Annotated in this window: 11 protein-coding genes and 1 tRNA gene; 4 read left to right on the top strand and 8 right to left on the bottom strand. The window is 65.8% G+C overall.

The window, feature by feature from the left end; translation table 11 throughout:
* Positions 1–69 precede the first annotated feature (69 nt).
* On the bottom strand, positions 70–2574 hold the full coding sequence (locus IIE29_RS08740) for a DEAD/DEAH box helicase (RefSeq protein ID WP_209324846.1): 2505 nt from the start codon (positions 2572–2574) through the stop codon (positions 70–72).
* Positions 2575–2639: 65 nt separating this feature from the next.
* Between IIE29_RS08740 and IIE29_RS08735 the strand changes: the two genes are divergently transcribed.
* Positions 2640–2930 carry a YciI family protein gene (locus IIE29_RS08735; protein WP_209324845.1) on the top strand — a complete coding sequence of 97 codons (291 nt, stop codon included), beginning with the start codon at positions 2640–2642 and terminating at the stop codon, positions 2928–2930.
* A gap of 67 nt (positions 2931–2997) precedes the next feature.
* Here IIE29_RS08735 and IIE29_RS08730 read toward each other — a convergent pair whose 3' ends face one another.
* The 5 genes from IIE29_RS08730 to rpsA form a co-directional block, all read right to left on the bottom strand.
* A complete protein-coding gene (locus IIE29_RS08730) occupies positions 2998–4110 on the bottom strand; it encodes a TerC family protein (protein WP_209324844.1) in 1113 nt (370 codons plus the stop codon).
* A 211-nt stretch (positions 4111–4321) separates the two neighbouring features.
* Positions 4322–6454 (bottom strand): excinuclease ABC subunit UvrB, encoded by a 2133-nt coding sequence (gene uvrB / locus IIE29_RS08725; RefSeq protein WP_246475831.1) that lies wholly within the window; start codon positions 6452–6454, stop codon positions 4322–4324.
* Between the two features lie 55 nt (positions 6455–6509).
* The gene (gene coaE, locus IIE29_RS08720) at positions 6510–7685 is read right to left on the bottom strand and encodes a dephospho-CoA kinase (protein ID WP_209324843.1); all 1176 of its coding nucleotides are present in this window, start codon (positions 7683–7685) and stop codon (positions 6510–6512) included.
* 9 nt (positions 7686–7694) lie between these two features.
* Positions 7695–9593: a hypothetical protein gene (locus IIE29_RS08715; RefSeq protein WP_343071852.1), complete on the bottom strand. Its 1899-nt coding sequence runs from the start codon at positions 9591–9593 to the stop codon at positions 7695–7697.
* A gap of 46 nt (positions 9594–9639) precedes the next feature.
* Positions 9640–11124, bottom strand: coding sequence for a 30S ribosomal protein S1 (gene rpsA / locus IIE29_RS08710; protein ID WP_209324842.1), 1485 nt, complete (start codon positions 11122–11124; stop codon positions 9640–9642).
* 207 nt (positions 11125–11331) lie between these two features.
* On the opposite strand from rpsA, the gene IIE29_RS08705 reads away from it, so the two are divergent.
* Positions 11332–12171, top strand: a complete 840-nt coding sequence (locus IIE29_RS08705; protein WP_209324841.1) for a class I SAM-dependent methyltransferase — start codon at positions 11332–11334, stop codon at positions 12169–12171.
* Positions 12172–12190: 19 nt separating this feature from the next.
* Here IIE29_RS08705 and polA read toward each other — a convergent pair whose 3' ends face one another.
* Entirely contained in the window at positions 12191–14851 is a 2661-nt protein-coding gene (gene polA / locus IIE29_RS08700; RefSeq protein ID WP_209324840.1) for a DNA polymerase I, read from the bottom strand.
* 42 nt (positions 14852–14893) lie between these two features.
* Between polA and IIE29_RS08695 the strand changes: the two genes are divergently transcribed.
* Positions 14894–15352: a PaaI family thioesterase gene (locus tag IIE29_RS08695; RefSeq protein ID WP_209324839.1), complete on the top strand. Its 459-nt coding sequence runs from the start codon at positions 14894–14896 to the stop codon at positions 15350–15352.
* A gap of 154 nt (positions 15353–15506) precedes the next feature.
* Here the strand turns inward: IIE29_RS08695 and IIE29_RS08690 are convergent, their stop codons facing one another.
* Positions 15507–16127 (bottom strand): ANTAR domain-containing response regulator, encoded by a 621-nt coding sequence (locus tag IIE29_RS08690; protein WP_425491447.1) that lies wholly within the window; start codon positions 16125–16127, stop codon positions 15507–15509.
* Between the two features lie 189 nt (positions 16128–16316).
* On the opposite strand from IIE29_RS08690, the gene IIE29_RS08685 reads away from it, so the two are divergent.
* A tRNA-Leu gene (locus IIE29_RS08685) sits at positions 16317–16398 on the top strand.
* Positions 16399–16600: the final 202 nt, after the last annotated feature.

Raw genomic sequence — 16600 nt, 5'->3', positions numbered from 1 at the left:
GTATTACTCGGCACTGACATTGCGGATTCTCAGGCGCCGTTCCGACGCCGACCGATTCGGGTTCGGTGTTCACCGACCGCTGCCGATCTCTCCGACGGAGACGATCCGGAGCACGATGTCTCCGGCTTCGTCGCTGGCGGCCACGTCCACCTCGGCGTCGATGGCCCAGTCCCGGTTCCCCTCGGGGTCGGCCAGGATCTGGCGGACGCTCCATGTCTGGGAACCGGGTTCGATGTCGATATATTCCCGTCCGCGGGCCTTCTGGTCGATGAGCAGGTCTCCGTATTCGTCGTAGAAGTCCTCGATCGCGTCCTCCCAGGCTCGGGCGTCGAAGCCGGATTCGGAGTCGAGCCGGCCGAGCTCGGCGTAGTCGGCTCGTTCGGCCAGAAGCACCCGGTGGAACAGAGCGTTGCGGATCTCCGCCGTGAAGACCTTCGTGTTCTCGGAGAAGCGCCGGTCGAGATCGGGCAGCTCCTCGCCGGAGAACTCCGTCGGGTCGAGTCCCTGCAGGGTCCGCCATTCGTCGAGCAGGGAGGAATCCGTGCGCGCGATGGTCTCTCCCAGCCATTCGATGATCGTCGACAGCTCCTCGGTCCGGTTCTCGGCCGGCACATTGTGCAGCAGGGCCCGGTAGACGTCGGTGAGGTAGCGCAGCAGGCCGCCCTCGGCTCGGGTCAGGGAATAATATCCCACGAACTGGGTGAAGCCCATGGCCTGCTCACACATGTCGCGGACGACGGACTTCGGTTCGAAGCTGCCTCCGCGCAGCCATGGGTGGGTCTCGACGAAATGCTCGAAGGCCGGTTCGAGCACATCGGCCAACGGTGCGGGGCCTTCGATCTCGTCGAGGACGGCCATGCGCTCGGCGTAGTCGACGCCTTCGGCCTTGAGCTCGGCCAGCGTGTCCGCCTTGATCCGATCGAGCTGTCCCTTGAGGATCTGGTACGGCACCGAGGTGGTCGATTCCACGAGGGAGACCACGTCGAGGGCGTAGGTCTCGTCGTCTGCGTCGAGGAGTTCGAGCCCCGCGAGCACGAACGGCGCCAGCGGCTGGTTGAGTGCGAACTGGGGACCGAGGTCCTCGGTGGGGACGAGTTCGTCTCCCCTGACCTCGATGAGCCCTGCGTCGATGAGCGAGCGTCCGATGCTCAGGGCTGTGAGCTTGAGGTCGAGCCTGCGGTCTCTGCTCTCATGGGTCTTGTCGATGAAGTCGCTGATGGTGGACACATCGGAGCCGGGACGGGCGATGAGATTGAGGATCGTCGAATGATCGATCTTCATCCGCGGACGCAGCGTCTCGGAGTCGCCTTCGATGAGTTTGGCGAAGGTCTCGGACGACCAGCCGACGAATCCGGCCGGAGCGGCCTTCTTCTTGACCTTCTTCTTTTTCTTCTTGTCGTCGTTCGCGGCCTTCGCCTCGGCCTTCAGGTTGTCGATGACGTGTTCGGGCGCCTGGGCGATGACATAGCCCCGGGTGTCGAATCCGGCCCGGCCGGCACGTCCGGCCAGCTGTTGGAATTCGCGGATGCTGAGCCTGCGCATCCGGCGGCCGTCGAACTTCGTCAGACCCGTCAGCAGCACGGAGCGGATGGGCACATTGATGCCGACCCCCAGAGTATCGGTGCCGGAGATGACGAGCAGCACTCCCTTGAGCGCAAGCTGTTCGACGAGCCGCCGGTACTTCGGGAGCATTCCGGCGTGGTGGACTCCGACGCCGTGGAGGAGCAGTCTGCGCAGGCTCTGTCCGAAGCCCTTGCCGAAGGCGAAGCCCTTGATCGCCTCGGCGACGGCGGCCTTCTGCTCCTTGGAGGCGAGGTCGACCGACAGCAGATTCGTGGCGAGATCGATCGCTCCGTTCTGCGAGTAGGAGACGACGTAGACCGGCGCCTTGTCATTGCGGACGAGGCCGCGCAGCGTGTCCGAGAGCGTCTCGGTCGAGTACTCGTATTCGAGCGGGACCGGCCGTGTCGCCGAGGTGACCACCGAGGAATCGCGCCCGGTCGTCTCCTCCATCGTGCGGCAGATCTCGGTGGTGTCGCCGAGAGTCGCGGACATGAGGACGAACTGCGACTGCGGCATCTCGAGCAGCGGGACCTGCCAGGCCCAACCGCGTGCGGGGTCGGCGACATAGTGGAATTCGTCCATGACGACCATCCCGGCGTCGAGGAGCCCGCCTTCGCGAAGCGCCTGGTTCGCCAGGATCTCGGCGGTGGCGCAGATGACGGGCGCATCGCCGTTGACAGTCGAGTCGCCGGTGATCATACCGACGTTCTCAGCGCCGAACGCATCGATGAGTGAGAAGAACTTCTCGCTCACCAGGGCTTTCAGCGGGGCGGTGTAGTAGGCCCGGATGCCGCGGGTGTACGACTGGTAGAGGGCGAACAGGGCGACGAGGGATTTCCCCGACCCGGTCGGGGTGGCCATGATCGTGTTGTCGCCGGCGAGGATGGTGAGGAAGGCCTCGTCCTGGGCCGGGTAGGGTTCGACGCCGATCTCTGCGCAGTACTCGCCGAAGGACTCGTAGATGGAGTCGTCGTCCGCGAATTCCGCTGGGATCTCCTGCAATCTGGCCACGCTGATGCACAGACCTTTCCGATTAGACTGGTTCCATCCTATTGCTCGACCCCGAGGAGTCACATATGCCGGTCTTCGCCGTCACCTATGTCTATGGTCCCGATACCGAAACGCGAATGGAGCACCGGCCCGCGCATCGCCGCTGGCAGTCGGAGATGAACGAGGCCGGGACCATCCTGGCTTCGGGCCCCCTGGACTCGGATCCGCAGCCGGGCGGTCTGCTGCTCATGCGGGCGGGTGACCGGGACGAGATCGAGCGGCTGCTCACCGGCGACCCCTACGCCTCGCTCGGTGTCATCGAGGAGACGGCGATCCGGGAGTGGACTCCCGTCTTCGGACCCTTCTCGACAGACTGACTCGCGGCCGATCCGCAGATCGGCCGCGAATCGCGCACACCGGCTGCTCCGGTGCGCGCGGACGGAGCTACTCGGAGTCCGGTTCCTGTGGGGAGCCGGGCTCCTTCGTCGTCCGGCCCAGGTCCGGGTCGTCGTGGTCGGGGCTTTCCTCCATCGCGCCCGGCACCGAGTGGTGCTGCTCGTGTTCCACCTGACCGAAGTGGACCTCCTGGTGACCGCGCTTCATGGCGATGAGGCTGGCGACCGTCGCCACCGCCATGCACCCGACGATGACGGCCAGAGACATGCCGGTGCTGACGTCGGGGACCCATTCGAGCTTCTCCCCGCCGTTGATGAACGGAAGGTTGTTCTCGTGCGCGGCGTGGAGGATGAGCTTGACTCCGATGAACGCCAGGATCGCGGCGATGCCGTACTTGAGGTAGATGAGACGGTCGAGGAGGCCGCCGAGGAGGAAGTAGAGCTGACGCAGACCCATCAGGGCGAAGATGTTCGCGGTGAACACGATGAAGGGGCTCTGGGTGATGCCGAAGATCGCCGGAATGGAGTCGAGGGCGAACATCACATCGGTGGTGCCGATGGCGATGAAGACCAGCAGCATCGGGGTGAAGTGCTTCTGCCCGTCGATCGTCGTCTTGAGCTTGTTGCCGTCGAAGTCATCGGAGATGTTCACCCGCCCCTTGAGCCATCTGACGAAGCGGTTGTCCTCATCGTTGTCCTCTTCGCTGCCGAAAGCCTGGTTCCATGCCGTCCACAGCAGGAAGATGCCGAAGAGGTAGAACACGGAGATGAAGAGGTTGATGACGACAGATCCGGCGAGGATGAACACACCGCGGAAGACCAGGGCGATGATGATGCCCACCATCAGCACTTCCTGCTGATACTGGCGAGGCACCTTGAACCGGGTCATGATGATGACGAAGACGAAGAGGTTGTCGATGCTCAGGCTGTATTCGGTGAGCCAGCCGGCGAGGAACTGGCCTGCGTGCTCCCCGTCCGCGAAGAAGTACATGGCTACGGCGAAGAGAAGAGCGAGCGTGACGTAGAAGCTCACCCAGAGTGTGGCTTCGCGCATCGATGGGATGTGCGGTCGCTTGATCACCAGCAGGAGATCGGCCACGAGGATCAGGACGAGAACGATGAGTGAACCGGTCTCGAACCACAATGGCAATTCGGTTGTCATGGAAGCCTTTCGCTGTTGTCCGTGCGTGTCGAGCACGGCTGGGCAATTCGAAAGTCTCTCCCGCGGCGTGATTCGACCGCGCCCGAACCCGGATCCAAGACAAGATCGTGATGACGGGCTCGGAGCTTTTGGGATACTCCCCTCCGGCGCTCCAGTCTACACGGGCGCCCCGCGGCCCGATGCTCGCTGCCGCCCGCGGGCGGCTCCCCGCTCAGGCGTGGCCGGCTTCCTTCATCTGCCGCAGTTCCTGTTTGAGCTCGGAGAGTTCATCGCGCAGCCGCGCGGCGAGCTCGAACTGCAGTTCGGCGGCCGCCGAGTGCATCTGCGAGGTCAGCGATTCGATGAGCTCGGTGAGATCGGCTGCCGGCGGCCGCAGCGATCCCGACTTGTTCGCGGCTTCTCGCTGTTCGTCGCTCAGCGTCGAATTGTAGCCGCGCTTGCCCTTTCCGTAGTCGAACTCGGTGAGCAGCTCGCGGGTGTCCTCGTCCTCGCGCTGCAGCCGTTCGGTGATGTCGGCGATCCGTTTGACCAGCGGCGTCGGATCGATGCCGTGTTCCTCGTTGTAGGCGATCTGGATCGCGCGCCTGCGATCGGTCTCGTCGATAGCCGTGCGCATCGAGTCGGTGATCGTATCGGCGTACATGTGCACCTGTCCGTGCAGGTTGCGGGCGGCACGCCCGATCGTCTGGATGAGCGAGGTCGAGGACCGGAGGAAGCCCTCCTTGTCGGCGTCGAGGATGGCCACGAGGGACACTTCGGGCAGGTCGAGGCCCTCGCGCAGCAGGTTGATCCCGACGAGGACGTCGAACTCGCCGGCGCGCAGTTCCGTGAGCAGTTCGACGCGACGGAGGGTGTCGACGTCCGAGTGGAGGTACTGGACGCGGATCTCGTGTTCGAGCAGATAGTCGGTGAGATCCTCGGCCATCTTCTTCGTCAGGGTGGTCACGAGCACACGTTCGTTCGCATCGACCCTGGTTCTGATCTCGTCGAGCAGGTCGTCGATCTGTCCCTTCGTCGGTTTGACCTTGATCTCCGGATCGACGAGTCCGGTGGGCCGAATGATCTGCTGGACGTAGCCGTTGGAGTTTCCGAGCTCGAAGTTGCCGGGCGTGGCCGACAGGTAGACGGTCTGGCCGACGCGTTCGCGGAACTCGTCGAACTTCAGGGGCCTGTTGTCCATGGCGCTGGGCAGACGGAATCCGTGTTCGACGAGTGTGCGTTTGCGAGACATGTCGCCCTCGTACATGCCGCCGATCTGCGGGACGGTGACATGGGACTCGTCGACGACGAGCAGGAAGTCTTCCGGGAAGTAGTCGAGCAGACAGTTCGGCGCCGATCCGGGGTCACGGCCGTCGATGTGACGTGAGTAATTCTCGATGCCGGAGGTGAAGCCCATCGACTCCATCATCTCGAGGTCGTAGCTCGTGCGCATCTTCAGCCGCTGGGCCTCGAGGAGCTTGTTCTGCGACTCGAATTCGCTCAGCCTGTGCTGGAGTTCCTCTTCGATGCCGCTGATGGCCGTGGCCATCCGGTTCTCACCGGCGACGTAGTGGCTGGCCGGGAACACATGGATGGTGTCCTCGTCGCGCACGATCTCACCGGTCAGCGGGTGCAGCGTCTGCAGACTTTCGATCTCGTCGCCGAAGAACTCGATCCGCAGGGCCAGCTCCTCGTACTGCGGGATGATCTCGACGGTATCTCCGCGGACGCGGAAGGTGCCGCGGGTGAAGGCCATGTCGTTGCGGGCGTACTGCATGGACACGAAGCGTTTGAGGAGCTCGTCGCGGTCGCACTCGTCGCCCTTGTGCAGGGTGACCATCCGGTCGACGTACTCCTCGGGGGTGCCGAGGCCGTAGATGCATGAGACCGTCGAGACGACGACGACATCGCGCCTCGTCAGCAGCGAGTTCGTCGCCGAGTGGCGGAGCCGCTCGACCTCGTCGTTGATCGAGGAGTCCTTCTCGATGAAGGTGTCCGTCTGCGGCACATACGCTTCGGGCTGGTAGTAGTCGTAGTAGGAGACGAAGTACTCGACCGCGTTGTGCGGCAGCAGCTGACGGAACTCATTGGCCAGCTGCGCGGCCAATGTCTTGTTCGGAGCCATGATGAGGGTGGGACGTTGGACCTGCTCGATCAGCCACGCGGTCGTCGCGGACTTGCCCGTGCCGGTGGCGCCGAGCAGCACGATGTCTCTCTCCCCCGCGTCGAGCCGTTCGGAGATCTCCTGGATCGCAGTCGGCTGGTCGCCGGAGGGCGAGTATTCGGAGACGACCTCGAAGGGCGCCACCTCTCGGGTGACGTCGGGACGGTGGCCGATCGCGGGCAGGGGGCGTGCTGAGCTCATATCCCCACACTAACCCTCGGCCCTGACATTGGGCAGTCGCGATCTCCGGACTCGGTCAGGCGAAGCTCTCCGGCACCAGCCGCTGACGCATCCGGAGGAAGTACGGCTCCTTCGCGTCGGCATAGGCATTCGTCGTCTCCGCCTCCGTGTCCGTCGCTTCGCCGATCCGTTCGATGAGCTCGCGTTTGAGCTCGAGGTAGCGCTCCCTCTCCCCTGCATCGGTGCGCAGCAGGCTCCGGAAGGCTCGGGCGAAGCGGGCACCGACGGAGCCCTCGGTGCGCACGTGGAGGTTGACTGCGCGGCCCGGGTCCGAATTCTTGTGGAACCATTTGCCCTCGGACCCGCCCTCGCCGAGGTGGTCGGCCAGTTCCCCACCCGGGTACCCGAGCTCTGCCAGGCGGGGCGCAAGCCGTTCTGCAGTCGCGAGATCAGGCACGAGGAGCTGGAGGTCCACGACGTCCTTGGCCGGAAGGCCCGGCACCGAGGTCGAGCCGATGTGCTCGACGGCGAACTCCGCGTCGGTTCCGTGCCTCAGCTTCGCCATCACCCGCTCGGCCTCACCAGCCCAGTCCTTGTCCGCGGGGTCAGTGAGCTCGAGCCGGCCGCGCGGAGCCGGACGCCGCTGGGACAGGTTCGCGGCGAAGGGCCCGATCCGGTCGTCGATGAGCTCGCGGACTCTGTCGCGGGTGGACTCGATCGGACCCGAATTGTCGATGATGACATCGCATGCCGCTCGTCGTTGCCAGTCTTCGGCTTGGCGGGTGATCCGCGCTTCCGCATCATCGCGATCCATGCCGCGGGAGTCCATCAGCCTGCGCAGCCGCACTTCGGCGGGCACGTCGACGAGGAGGTTGAGATGGTAGGCGGGCGTCATCGAGTTCTCGACGAGCAGCGGGACGTCGTGGACGACGATCGCAGCCTCGGCATGTCGGGCGAAGTGTGCGGCCGTGCGGTCCCTGATCGCCGGGTGCATGAGCCCGTTGAGCCTGGCCGTGCTCGCGGCGTCGGCGAAGGCCGCTGCTGCGAGTCGGACCCGATCGAGTCCTCCCTCGGCGTCGATGATCTCCGGGCCGAAGGCCTCGGCCAGTCGGGGCAGCAGCGGCTCGCCGGGAGCGACGACTTCGCGCGCGATCCTGTCGGCGTCGATGAGCACTGCCCCGTGTTCGACGAGCATCTCGGACACGGTTGACTTGCCGGCGCCGATTCCGCCGGTGAGACCGATTCTCAGCATGGGCTCATCCTACTGACCGAGCCGGTAGACCAGCACGCCCTCGTCGGCGAATTCCGGATCTCCGACTGCCTCATCGAGGAATTGCGCGTAGGCTCCCTCCCCGCCGGGCAGAAGCGGGGCCTCGGGCACCAGCACGATGAAGTCGACTCCCGCCGCGCGCAGGTCCGCGATCGCCGCGGCGGTCTCGGGGCTCTTCGGGTCGGGCAGATCCGCGCCGTCGAAGACGGACGCGTGGAGCAAAGCGTCGAGGCTGTCCTCGGGGGCGGAATAGATCACGGGGGCGTCCGCGCCGGAACCGATGAAGTAGCCGCCGGTCTCCCGGTAGCGGAAGCCGCTCACCGCCTGCCACACCATCGCCTCGTCGGCATGCGGTTCGGCCCAGGCCAGCGGACGGGGCAGGGTCTTGACGGTGGATCCGGGCGGGATCACCTCGGCGACGGATTCTGTGTAGAACTCGGGCACCGTCACCCCGCGCGCGGTCTGGGGACCGGGGACGACGCATACGGCGGCGAGCACGAGCAGCCCGATCAGCAGTCGGGCACGCAGCAGCCGACGGTGGGCCCACGCCCAGTCGAGCCCGATGCCGAGGACGGCGAAGAGGGCGATGGTCGAGTGGAGGACCAGTCTCATGGGCAGGATGTTGTTGAGCACGGGGACGGCTTCGATGAGGGCGAAGGGCCCGGTCCCGGCGATCACGCGCCCGCCGAGGAGGATCGGCGAGCCCAAGGCGAGGGAGAAGACGAGGAGGCCTGTCGCGGCCGCGATGCGCAGGGCCGAGCGGTGCCGGGAGCGGCGGCCGAGGCCGATGAGGATGACGACCGCGGCCAGCAGTGCGGGCACGCCGACGTATGCGCCGAGTTCGGCGGGGTCGATGTCCATCACGCGCGGCAGCGGGGAGACCCCTGCACTCAGCCAGGCGGGGGCCGCGGGCAGGACGGGGTCGAGCAGATCGGTGTTCCAGACGCCGTGGGGACGCAGCGTCCCCGCGGGCGCGTTCGCCCCGGTCATGGTCTTGAGCAGCGGCGCCGCGCAGAGCAGTGCCACCGCTCCGGCGATGAGCGAGCCCGATCCCAGCTTCATCCACGAGTGCATGGTCAGCGTTCGGCGGGCGAATGCTGCGAGGCAGAGGAGGAAGCAGAGAGCCGCGAGGAAGGTCCCGGCCAGCACCTCGGTGGAGACATAGAACTGGAAGCCGAGCAGCAGGCCGAAGCTGAGGCCGATCGACCACACACGGCGACTGCGCCAGAGCACGGACGATGCGAAGGAACGGGAGGTGCTCGCCGACTGCCCGGCCCCGCGGGCGGAATCGAACCGGGTGTCGGCCTGCCCGCGACCGGAGCCGCCGAGGCCGAGGAGGGCGAGGATCGCCGCGGCGGTCAGGGGCGGTGTGACGGCGAACGCGAGATTCGGGTGGCCGCCGAGCTGTGCGATGACGTAGCTCGAGAAGCCGACTCCGCCGGCGGCGATGAAGGCCGGAAGCCGGTGGAGGAAGCGGCGGAAGAGCACCGCGACGGCCAGGCTGTTCAGGACCGGGATCGTGAGGATGAGCAGGTTGTAGCTGACGATCGGACCCGCCAGCCAGGTGAGAGGGGCGAGGAGAAGGGCGATGCCGACCATCGAGGTGTTCCACGCGCCGTTGACTCCTCCGCCGAGCGCATTCATCGAGTCCGTGAATAGGAGACCGCCGGTTTCGCCGTGTCCGAAGCCGAGGCGGTCGGCAAGCACCTGAGCACCGTGTCCGAGCCACCACACGAAGAGGGAGGTGTCATCGTTGTCGGCGACGACCACCTCGCCGGGGCGTGCCGCGACGGAGCCGAACACGGTGAGGCTGACCAGGGACAGCAGCACCGTGAACCACAGCCAGGGGCGCAGCCTCTGCAGCGGCGTGCCGGACGTGGGGGCATACACAAAGGGCTCCCGGCCTTCCGACCGGGAGCCCCTGTGATGGCTGCTATCAGCTGCCTGCAAGCTTCTCACGCAGGGCTGCGAGAGCTTCGTCGCTGGCCAGCGTACCTTCGTCGCCCGCCTCTTCCGAGGAGTACGAACCGGTGGCCGGAGCGGCATCGGCAGAACCGACGGCATCGGCTGCGGAGGCCTCGGCGTCCGCTGCGATGGCCTTGGCGACCTGCTTCTTGTGCTCTTCCCAGCGTTCCTGAGCGGCGGCGTACTGCTGCTCCCAGGCCTCGCGCTGAGCCTCGTAGCCCTCGACCCATTCGTTGGTCTCGGGGTCGAAGCCCTCGGGGTACTTGTAGTTGCCGTCCTCGTCGTACTCCTGCGGCATGCCGTAGAGAGCGGGGTCGAGGAACTCCTCGGCCTCGGGATCGACGCCCTCGTTGGCCTGCTTCAGCGACAGCGAGATGCGGCGGCGTTCGAGGTCGATGTCAATGACCTTGACGTAGATGGTCTCGTCGACCGAGACGACCTGCTCGGGCAGATCCACGTGGCGCACAGCCAGCTCGGAGATGTGGACGAGGCCTTCGATGCCGTCCTCGACGCGCACGAATGCGCCGAAGGGAACGAGCTTGGTGACCTTGCCGGGCACGATCTGTCCGATGACGTGGGTGCGGGCGAAGTGCTGCCAGGGATCTTCCTGGGTGGCCTTGAGCGAGAGCGAGACGCGCTCGCGGTCCATGTCGACGTCGAGGACCTCGACGGTGACCTCGTCGCCCACGGTGACGACCTCACCCGGGTGATCGATGTGCTTCCACGACAGTTCGGAGACGTGGACGAGTCCGTCGACACCACCGAGGTCGACGAAGGCACCGAAGTTGACGATGGAGGACACGACACCGGGACGGACCTGGCCCTTCTGCAGGGTCTGCAGGAAGTCGTGGCGGACGGCCGACTGGGTCTGCTCGAGCCAGGCACGACGCGAGAGGACCACATTGTTGCGGTTCTTGTCGAGCTCGATGATCTTGGCCTCGACCTGCTGGCCGATGTAGGGAGCGAGGTCGCGGACGCGACGCATCTCGACCAGGGAAGCGGGCAGGAAGCCGCGCAGTCCGATGTCGACGATCAGGCCGCCCTTGACGACCTCGATGACGGTGCCGGTGACGACGCCGTCATCTTCCTTGATCTTCTCGATGTCGCCCCAGGCGCGCTCGTACTGAGCACGCTTCTTCGACAGCATGAGACGACCCTCTTTGTCCTCCTTCTGGAGCACGAGGGCTTCGATCTCGTCCCCGACCTCGACGACTTCGCCGGGATCGACATCGTGCTTGATGGAAAGCTCGCGTGCGAGGATGACGCCTTCCGTCTTGTATCCGATGTCAACGAGGACCTCGTCGCGGTCAACCTTGACGACGGTTCCTTCGACGATGTCACCATCGTTGAAGTACTTGATGGTCTCGTCGACGGCGGCGAGAAAATCCTCAGCGGTTCCGATGTCGTTGACAGCGACCTGCTTCGGTTGCACCGATTCCGGCGTGGTGGTGGTCATATAGGTAGGGACTCCGATGGAATATTGGTCCAGATCCGGTACTCTGTCGGCAGGTCAGTAAGTCTTGCCGCAGTTGACGGATCCGGTCTCGATTGCGAATTTGGACTTGCATGCACAGGCGCATACGGTTGTCAATGCTAGCACCAACACGGGCGTGAATGCACGCCGAGGATCCGATTTTTCAGCACCCGCGGCTACGGAGGAACGATGAGCGAGGGAACCGACGGAGCCGAGGTCATCAGCGGCGGGTATCTGCCGATCGACGAAGAGGCCTCTGTCCGGGCCAATCGCAGCTATTGGGACAATTCCGCAGAGGAGTACCTGGCCGAGCACGGCACGTTCCTCGGAGCCTCGGATTTCATCTGGTGTCCGGAGGGAATTCACGAGTCCGACGTCCGCCTCCTCGGCGATGTCGACCGCCGGCAGGTCCTGGAGGTCGGCTGCGGTGCCGGCCAGTGCTCCCGGTGGCTCGCCGAGCAGGGCGCCATCACCACCGGCGTCGATGTCTCGGCCGGCATGCTCGAACAGGCATCACGCCTGCAGCGGGAGCATCCCCTGAGCTCCGCGGCCACTCCCCCGACGTTCCTCCTCGCCGATGCCCGCCAGCTGCCGTTCGCGTCGAACAGCTTCGATGTCGCCTTCTCCTCCTACGGCGCGCTTCCCTTCGTCAAGGACGCCGAGGTGGTGTTCGCGGAGGTCGCCCGTGTCGTGCGTCCCGGCGGGCACTGGGTCTTCTCGACCACGCATCCGATGCGCTGGATGTTCCCGGATGTGCCCGGCGAGGCCGGCCTGACGGTGGAGTACTCGTACTTCGACCGCACCCCGTACGTCGAACTGTCATCGGCCGGTCAGCCCGTCTACGCCGAACACCATCGGACGATGAGCGACTGGGTCCGCCTGCTCGTGAGCGCCGGATTCACCATCGACTCGGTGACCGAACCCGAATGGCCCGAGGGCAACCACACCGCCTGGGGCGGGTGGTCGCCGCTGCGCGGAGCCCTCATGCCGGGCACTGTGATCTTCTCGACCACGCTGCACAAGGACTGAGGACTCGCCGGCGCTGGGCTCAGTGGGCGGCGGCGTGCCAGGAGATTCCGGTGCCGACGTTGACGTCGAGCGGCACGTCGAGTTCGAAGGCCGTCCCCATCTCCTCGGTGACGATCGCCGTCACCTCGTCGACTTCCTCCGGGTGGAGGTCGACGATGATCTCGTCATGGACCTGCAGGAGCATCGGGGAGCGCAGACTCTCGAGCCGGTCGGCGACCTTGAGCATGGCGATCTTCATGATGTCCGCGGCCGAACCCTGGATCGGAGCGTTGAGCGCCGCCCGCTCGGCCATGTCCCGCAGCTGTCGTCGATCGCTGTGCAGAGCCGGCAGGTAGCGCCGACGTCCCATGATGGTCTCCGTGTATCCGTTCGCCCGGGCCTGCTCGACGATCTCGTCGAGATAGTCCTTGACCGCACCGAAGCGTTCGAAGTACTGCTCCATGAGACCCTTGGCCTCGTCGACGCCGATCGCCAGCTGTCTGGAGAGCCCGTAGGCGGAGAGGCCGTAGACGAGGCCATACGACATCGCCTTGACCTTCGAACGCATCTCGGAGTCCACCTCGTCGATGCCGACGCCGAACACCTTCGACCCGACGTAGGAGTGCAGGTCCTCGCCGTCCTTGAATGCCTGGATGAGTGCGGCGTCGCCTGACAGATGCGCCATGATGCGCATCTCGATCTGCGAGTAGTCGGCTGTGAGCAGGCGACCTCCTGTGACGCCGGGATCGGCGATGAAGATCTCTCGGATGCGACGACCGGATTCGGTGCGGACGGGGATGTTCTGCAGGTTCGGGTCGAGCGAGGACAGCCGACCGGTGGCGGCGACCGTCTGCTGGTAGGTCGTGTGGATGCGGCCGTCGTCGGCGACGGTCTTGAGCAGTCCGACGACGGTCTGCTTGAGCTTCGTAGAGTCCCGGTACGCCAGGAGGTGCTGGAGGAAGGGGTGCTCGGTCTTGACGAAGAGTTCGGCCAGCGCATCGGCGTCGGTCGTGTAACCCGTCTTCGTGCGCTTCGTCTTGGGCATATCGAGTTCGTCGAAGAGCACGGCCTGCAGCTGTTTCGGCGATCCGAGGTTGACCTCATGGCCGATCGCCTCGTAAGCCTGCTGTGCGCTGGCCTCGGCCTGCCGGGTGAATTCCCCGATCAGGCCGGACAGGCCGTCCTCGTCGACGGCGATGCCTCTGAGCTCCATTCGAGCGAGCACCGGCACGAGCGGCAGTTCGATCTCGCGGTAGACCCGGGTCATGTTCGCATCCTCGACGGCCTTCGCCAGCACATCGTGGACTTCGAGCAGCGCTGCGGCGCGCTGCCCGTGCGTGCTCACAGCCGCATCGGAGTCGAGGTCGAGCGCGAGCTGCCCCGAATCGGCCGCGGGTTCGCTGAGGTCGATTCCGGCGCGCTCGGAGGCGATCTGTCCGAGTTCGTAGGAGCGGGCGTCGGGAACGAGGAGGTAGGCGGCGAGTGCTGTGTCCCCGCCGATGTCGGTCACTGAGAGGCCGATCGACTCCCAGGCCTTGATCTGCAGCTTCGCACTGTGGAGGATCAGCGAGCGTCGGGCCAGGGCGGCGCCGAGCTCGATGATCGATGCTTCGCTCGCCTCGGCGAGGTCGACGACCCAGGCCTGAGCGGGTTCGGCGGAGACCGCGAGGACACGCGCGTCGCCGTGGCCGAGCTCGAACCGCGCGTCGGAGTCGAGCGCCAGCACGTCGTGGTCGGCGATGTTCGCCAGCAATGTGTCGACGCTGACGGACTCGACAGCGGTTTCGCGGGCCGGCGTGTCTTCGGTCTCGGCGGCGTCCGGGAAGACGGCGGCCAGTCGCTTGCCCAGGGCTTGGAACTCGAGCTGGTCGAACAGGCTGGACAGTTCTGCGGGATCGCCCTCGCCCCAGCCGAGATCGTCGAAGCTCAGCCCGAGGTCGACGTCGTCGAGGAGACGGTTGAGACGGAAGTTCCGCTCCACCTCGGCGAGGTGGTCGCGCAGCTTCTGCCCGACCTTCCCGCCGATCGAATCGGCGTTGTCGAGGACCCCGCGCAGGTCCCCGTGAGCGGCGATCCACTTCGCCGCGGTCTTGTCCCCCACGCCGGGGACTCCGGGCAGGTTGTCGGCCTTCTCACCGACGAGCGCTGCCAGCCCCCGGTAGTTCGCGGGACTGACGCCGTACTTCTCCTCGATGGCCGCGGGCGTCATCCGGTTGAGGTCGCTGACTCCGCGCTTGGGATAGAGGATCGTCACCGTTTCGGATGCGAGTTGGAAGGAGTCCTTGTCCCCGCTCATCACTGCCACGGCTGCGCCGGCTTCGGTGCCGATGCGCGTCATGGTCGCCAATGCGTCATCGGCTTCGAACCCCTCCTTCGTCACGACCGTGATGCCCATGGCGAGCACGATGTCCTTGATGAGGTCGATCTGGGAGTGGAACTCCGGCGGCGTCTTGGCCCGACCGGCCTTGTATTCGGCATACTCCTCGAGGCGGAACGTCTGCCGTCCGAGGTCGAAGGCGACCGCGACATGGCTCGGTGCTTCGTCGCGGAGGACGTTGATGAGCATCGAGATGAAGCCGTAGATGGCATTCGTCGTCTGCCCCGTGCTGGTGGAGAAGTTCTCCACCGGGAGGGCGTGGAAGGCCCGGTAGGCAAGGGAGTGTCCGTCGATGAGCAGGAGGGATTCGTTTGAGTGACTCACATGGCATAGCCTAGCGTTCGAACCTGACTCGAAGGAGAACCGATGCTGCGTCCCGAAGTTTCCCTGACCTCGCACACACCCGCCGACCAGATCGAGCGGCTGCTCGAGCAGCTGCGCTCACCGGGAGCGGGTGGTGACCTGGCGGGGAAGATGGGCATCGAGTTCGTCGAGCTCGGTCACGGTCATCTCACCGCCACCGCTCCTGTGCAGGGCAATACTCAGCCGATGGGACTCTTCCACGGCGGGGCTCATGTCGTGCTCGCCGAGTCGTTGGCCTCGATGCACTCCTACCTGCTCTCGGGCGGGAAGGGCGTCGTCGGCGTCGACCTCAACGCCACGCATCTGCGTGCGACTCGTGAGGGCGTCGTCACCGGCCGCGCCGAGGTGCTCCACCAGGGACGCACGATCGTCTCGCACGAAGTGAGGATGACGGACGCGTCGGAGCGCCTGCTCTCGATCGTGCGGATCACGAATATGATCCTCAGGACCGAAGCGAAGTAGCCGGCGGCCGAGGCACCGGCGACGGCTGCGGCGGCCGAGGCACCGGCGACGGCTGCGGCGGCCGACCGACCACGATGGTGGACGCGCGGCGCCAGCCGATGAAGGAGGGCCCCGACTGCTGAGCAGTCAGGGCCCTCGACGGACGTAGGGCGGGCTACTTCTTCGAGCCGATCTGATTGAGAACGGTCTCCGCGACCTCGCGCATGGTCAGTCGCCGATCCATGGAGGTCTTCTGGATCCAGCGGAAGGCCTCGGGCTCGCTCAGACCCATAGAGGTCTGAAGCAGGCTCTTGGCCCGTTCGACGAGCTTGCGGGTCTCGAAGCGCTCGGTGAGATCGGAGATCTCGGATTCGAGGGAGCTGATCTCCGCATGGCGCGAGAGCGCGATCTCGAGCGCCGGAATGAGATCGGCCGAGGTGAACGGCTTGACCACATAGGCCATCGCGCCGGCGTCACGGGCGCGCTCGACGAGTTCCTTCTGCGAGAACGCGGTGAGCAGCACGACCGGGGCGATGCGGGCGCGGGCGATGCGCTCGGCCGCGGAGATGCCGTCGAGAATGGGCATCTTGATGTCCATGACGACGAGATCGGGACGGAGCTCCTCGGCCAGGCGGATGGCGGACTCGCCGTCGGCGGCCTCGCCGACGACGTCGTAGCCGACCTCGCGCAGCATTTCTACGATATCGAGACGAATCACTGCCTCGTCTTCGGCCACGACGACGCGGCGGACCGGCACGGACTCATCTGCAGTTGACTGTTCGCTGTTTGAAAGCACGGCACCAGTCTAGACCAGGCCCGGCTCCTCCTGACCAGCGGGCGGGAAAGTTTCTTCTGTGAGGGTGGCCACCACCGGTGACCACGGCCACCGGCGCACTGCTGCAGCCGGCCGGATTGTGCAATCCCAGGCGCCTGGCAGTAGAATCATCCTCGTCGCGTGGCGGCCTTCGAGCGGGCGCCGGTGCGAGCCGGATTGGCGGAATCGGTAGACGCGGTGCACTCAAAATGCATTGTCGAAAGACGTGCGGGTTCGAGTCCCGCATCCGGTACGGACCCCTGAGCCGCGGCCTCGACCAGGTCGCGGCTCAGTCGTCTTCGCGCGAGTTCTGCGCCGCTTTCCCGCAGCACTCAGCACTTCCCCCGTTTCTCGCGCCCGCAGCACTCAGCACTCCTCCGCCCCTCGCGCCCGCGGGGGTTCCTGCACGCTCCCTGCGCCGTCTGTGGTCACGGAACCGAGGAGAATCCGCCGAA

The sequence above is a fragment of the Brevibacterium renqingii genome (assembly GCF_017808095.1).
Taxonomy (GTDB): Bacteria; Actinomycetota; Actinomycetes; order Actinomycetales; family Brevibacteriaceae; genus Brevibacterium; species Brevibacterium renqingii.
Note: the sequence above shows the minus strand (reverse complement) of the source record. Positions and strands in the feature narration are given on the sequence as shown.

Bases quoted from the DNA above. Each gene is read 5' to 3' on its own strand.
- IIE29_RS08735 (WP_209324845.1), top strand. From the start codon at position 2,640: ATGCCGGTCTTCGCCGTCACCTATGTCTATGGTCCCGATACCGAAACG.
- IIE29_RS08730 (WP_209324844.1), bottom strand. From the start codon at position 4,110: ATGACAACCGAATTGCCATTGTGGTTCGAGACCGGTTCACTCATCGTT.
- uvrB (WP_246475831.1), bottom strand. From the start codon at position 6,454: ATGAGCTCAGCACGCCCCCTGCCCGCGATCGGCCACCGTCCCGACGTC.
- coaE (WP_209324843.1), bottom strand. From the start codon at position 7,685: ATGCTGAGAATCGGTCTCACCGGCGGAATCGGCGCCGGCAAGTCAACC.
- rpsA (WP_209324842.1), bottom strand. From the start codon at position 11,124: ATGACCACCACCACGCCGGAATCGGTGCAACCGAAGCAGGTCGCTGTC.
- IIE29_RS08705 (WP_209324841.1), top strand. From the start codon at position 11,332: ATGAGCGAGGGAACCGACGGAGCCGAGGTCATCAGCGGCGGGTATCTG.
- IIE29_RS08695 (WP_209324839.1), top strand. From the start codon at position 14,894: ATGCTGCGTCCCGAAGTTTCCCTGACCTCGCACACACCCGCCGACCAG.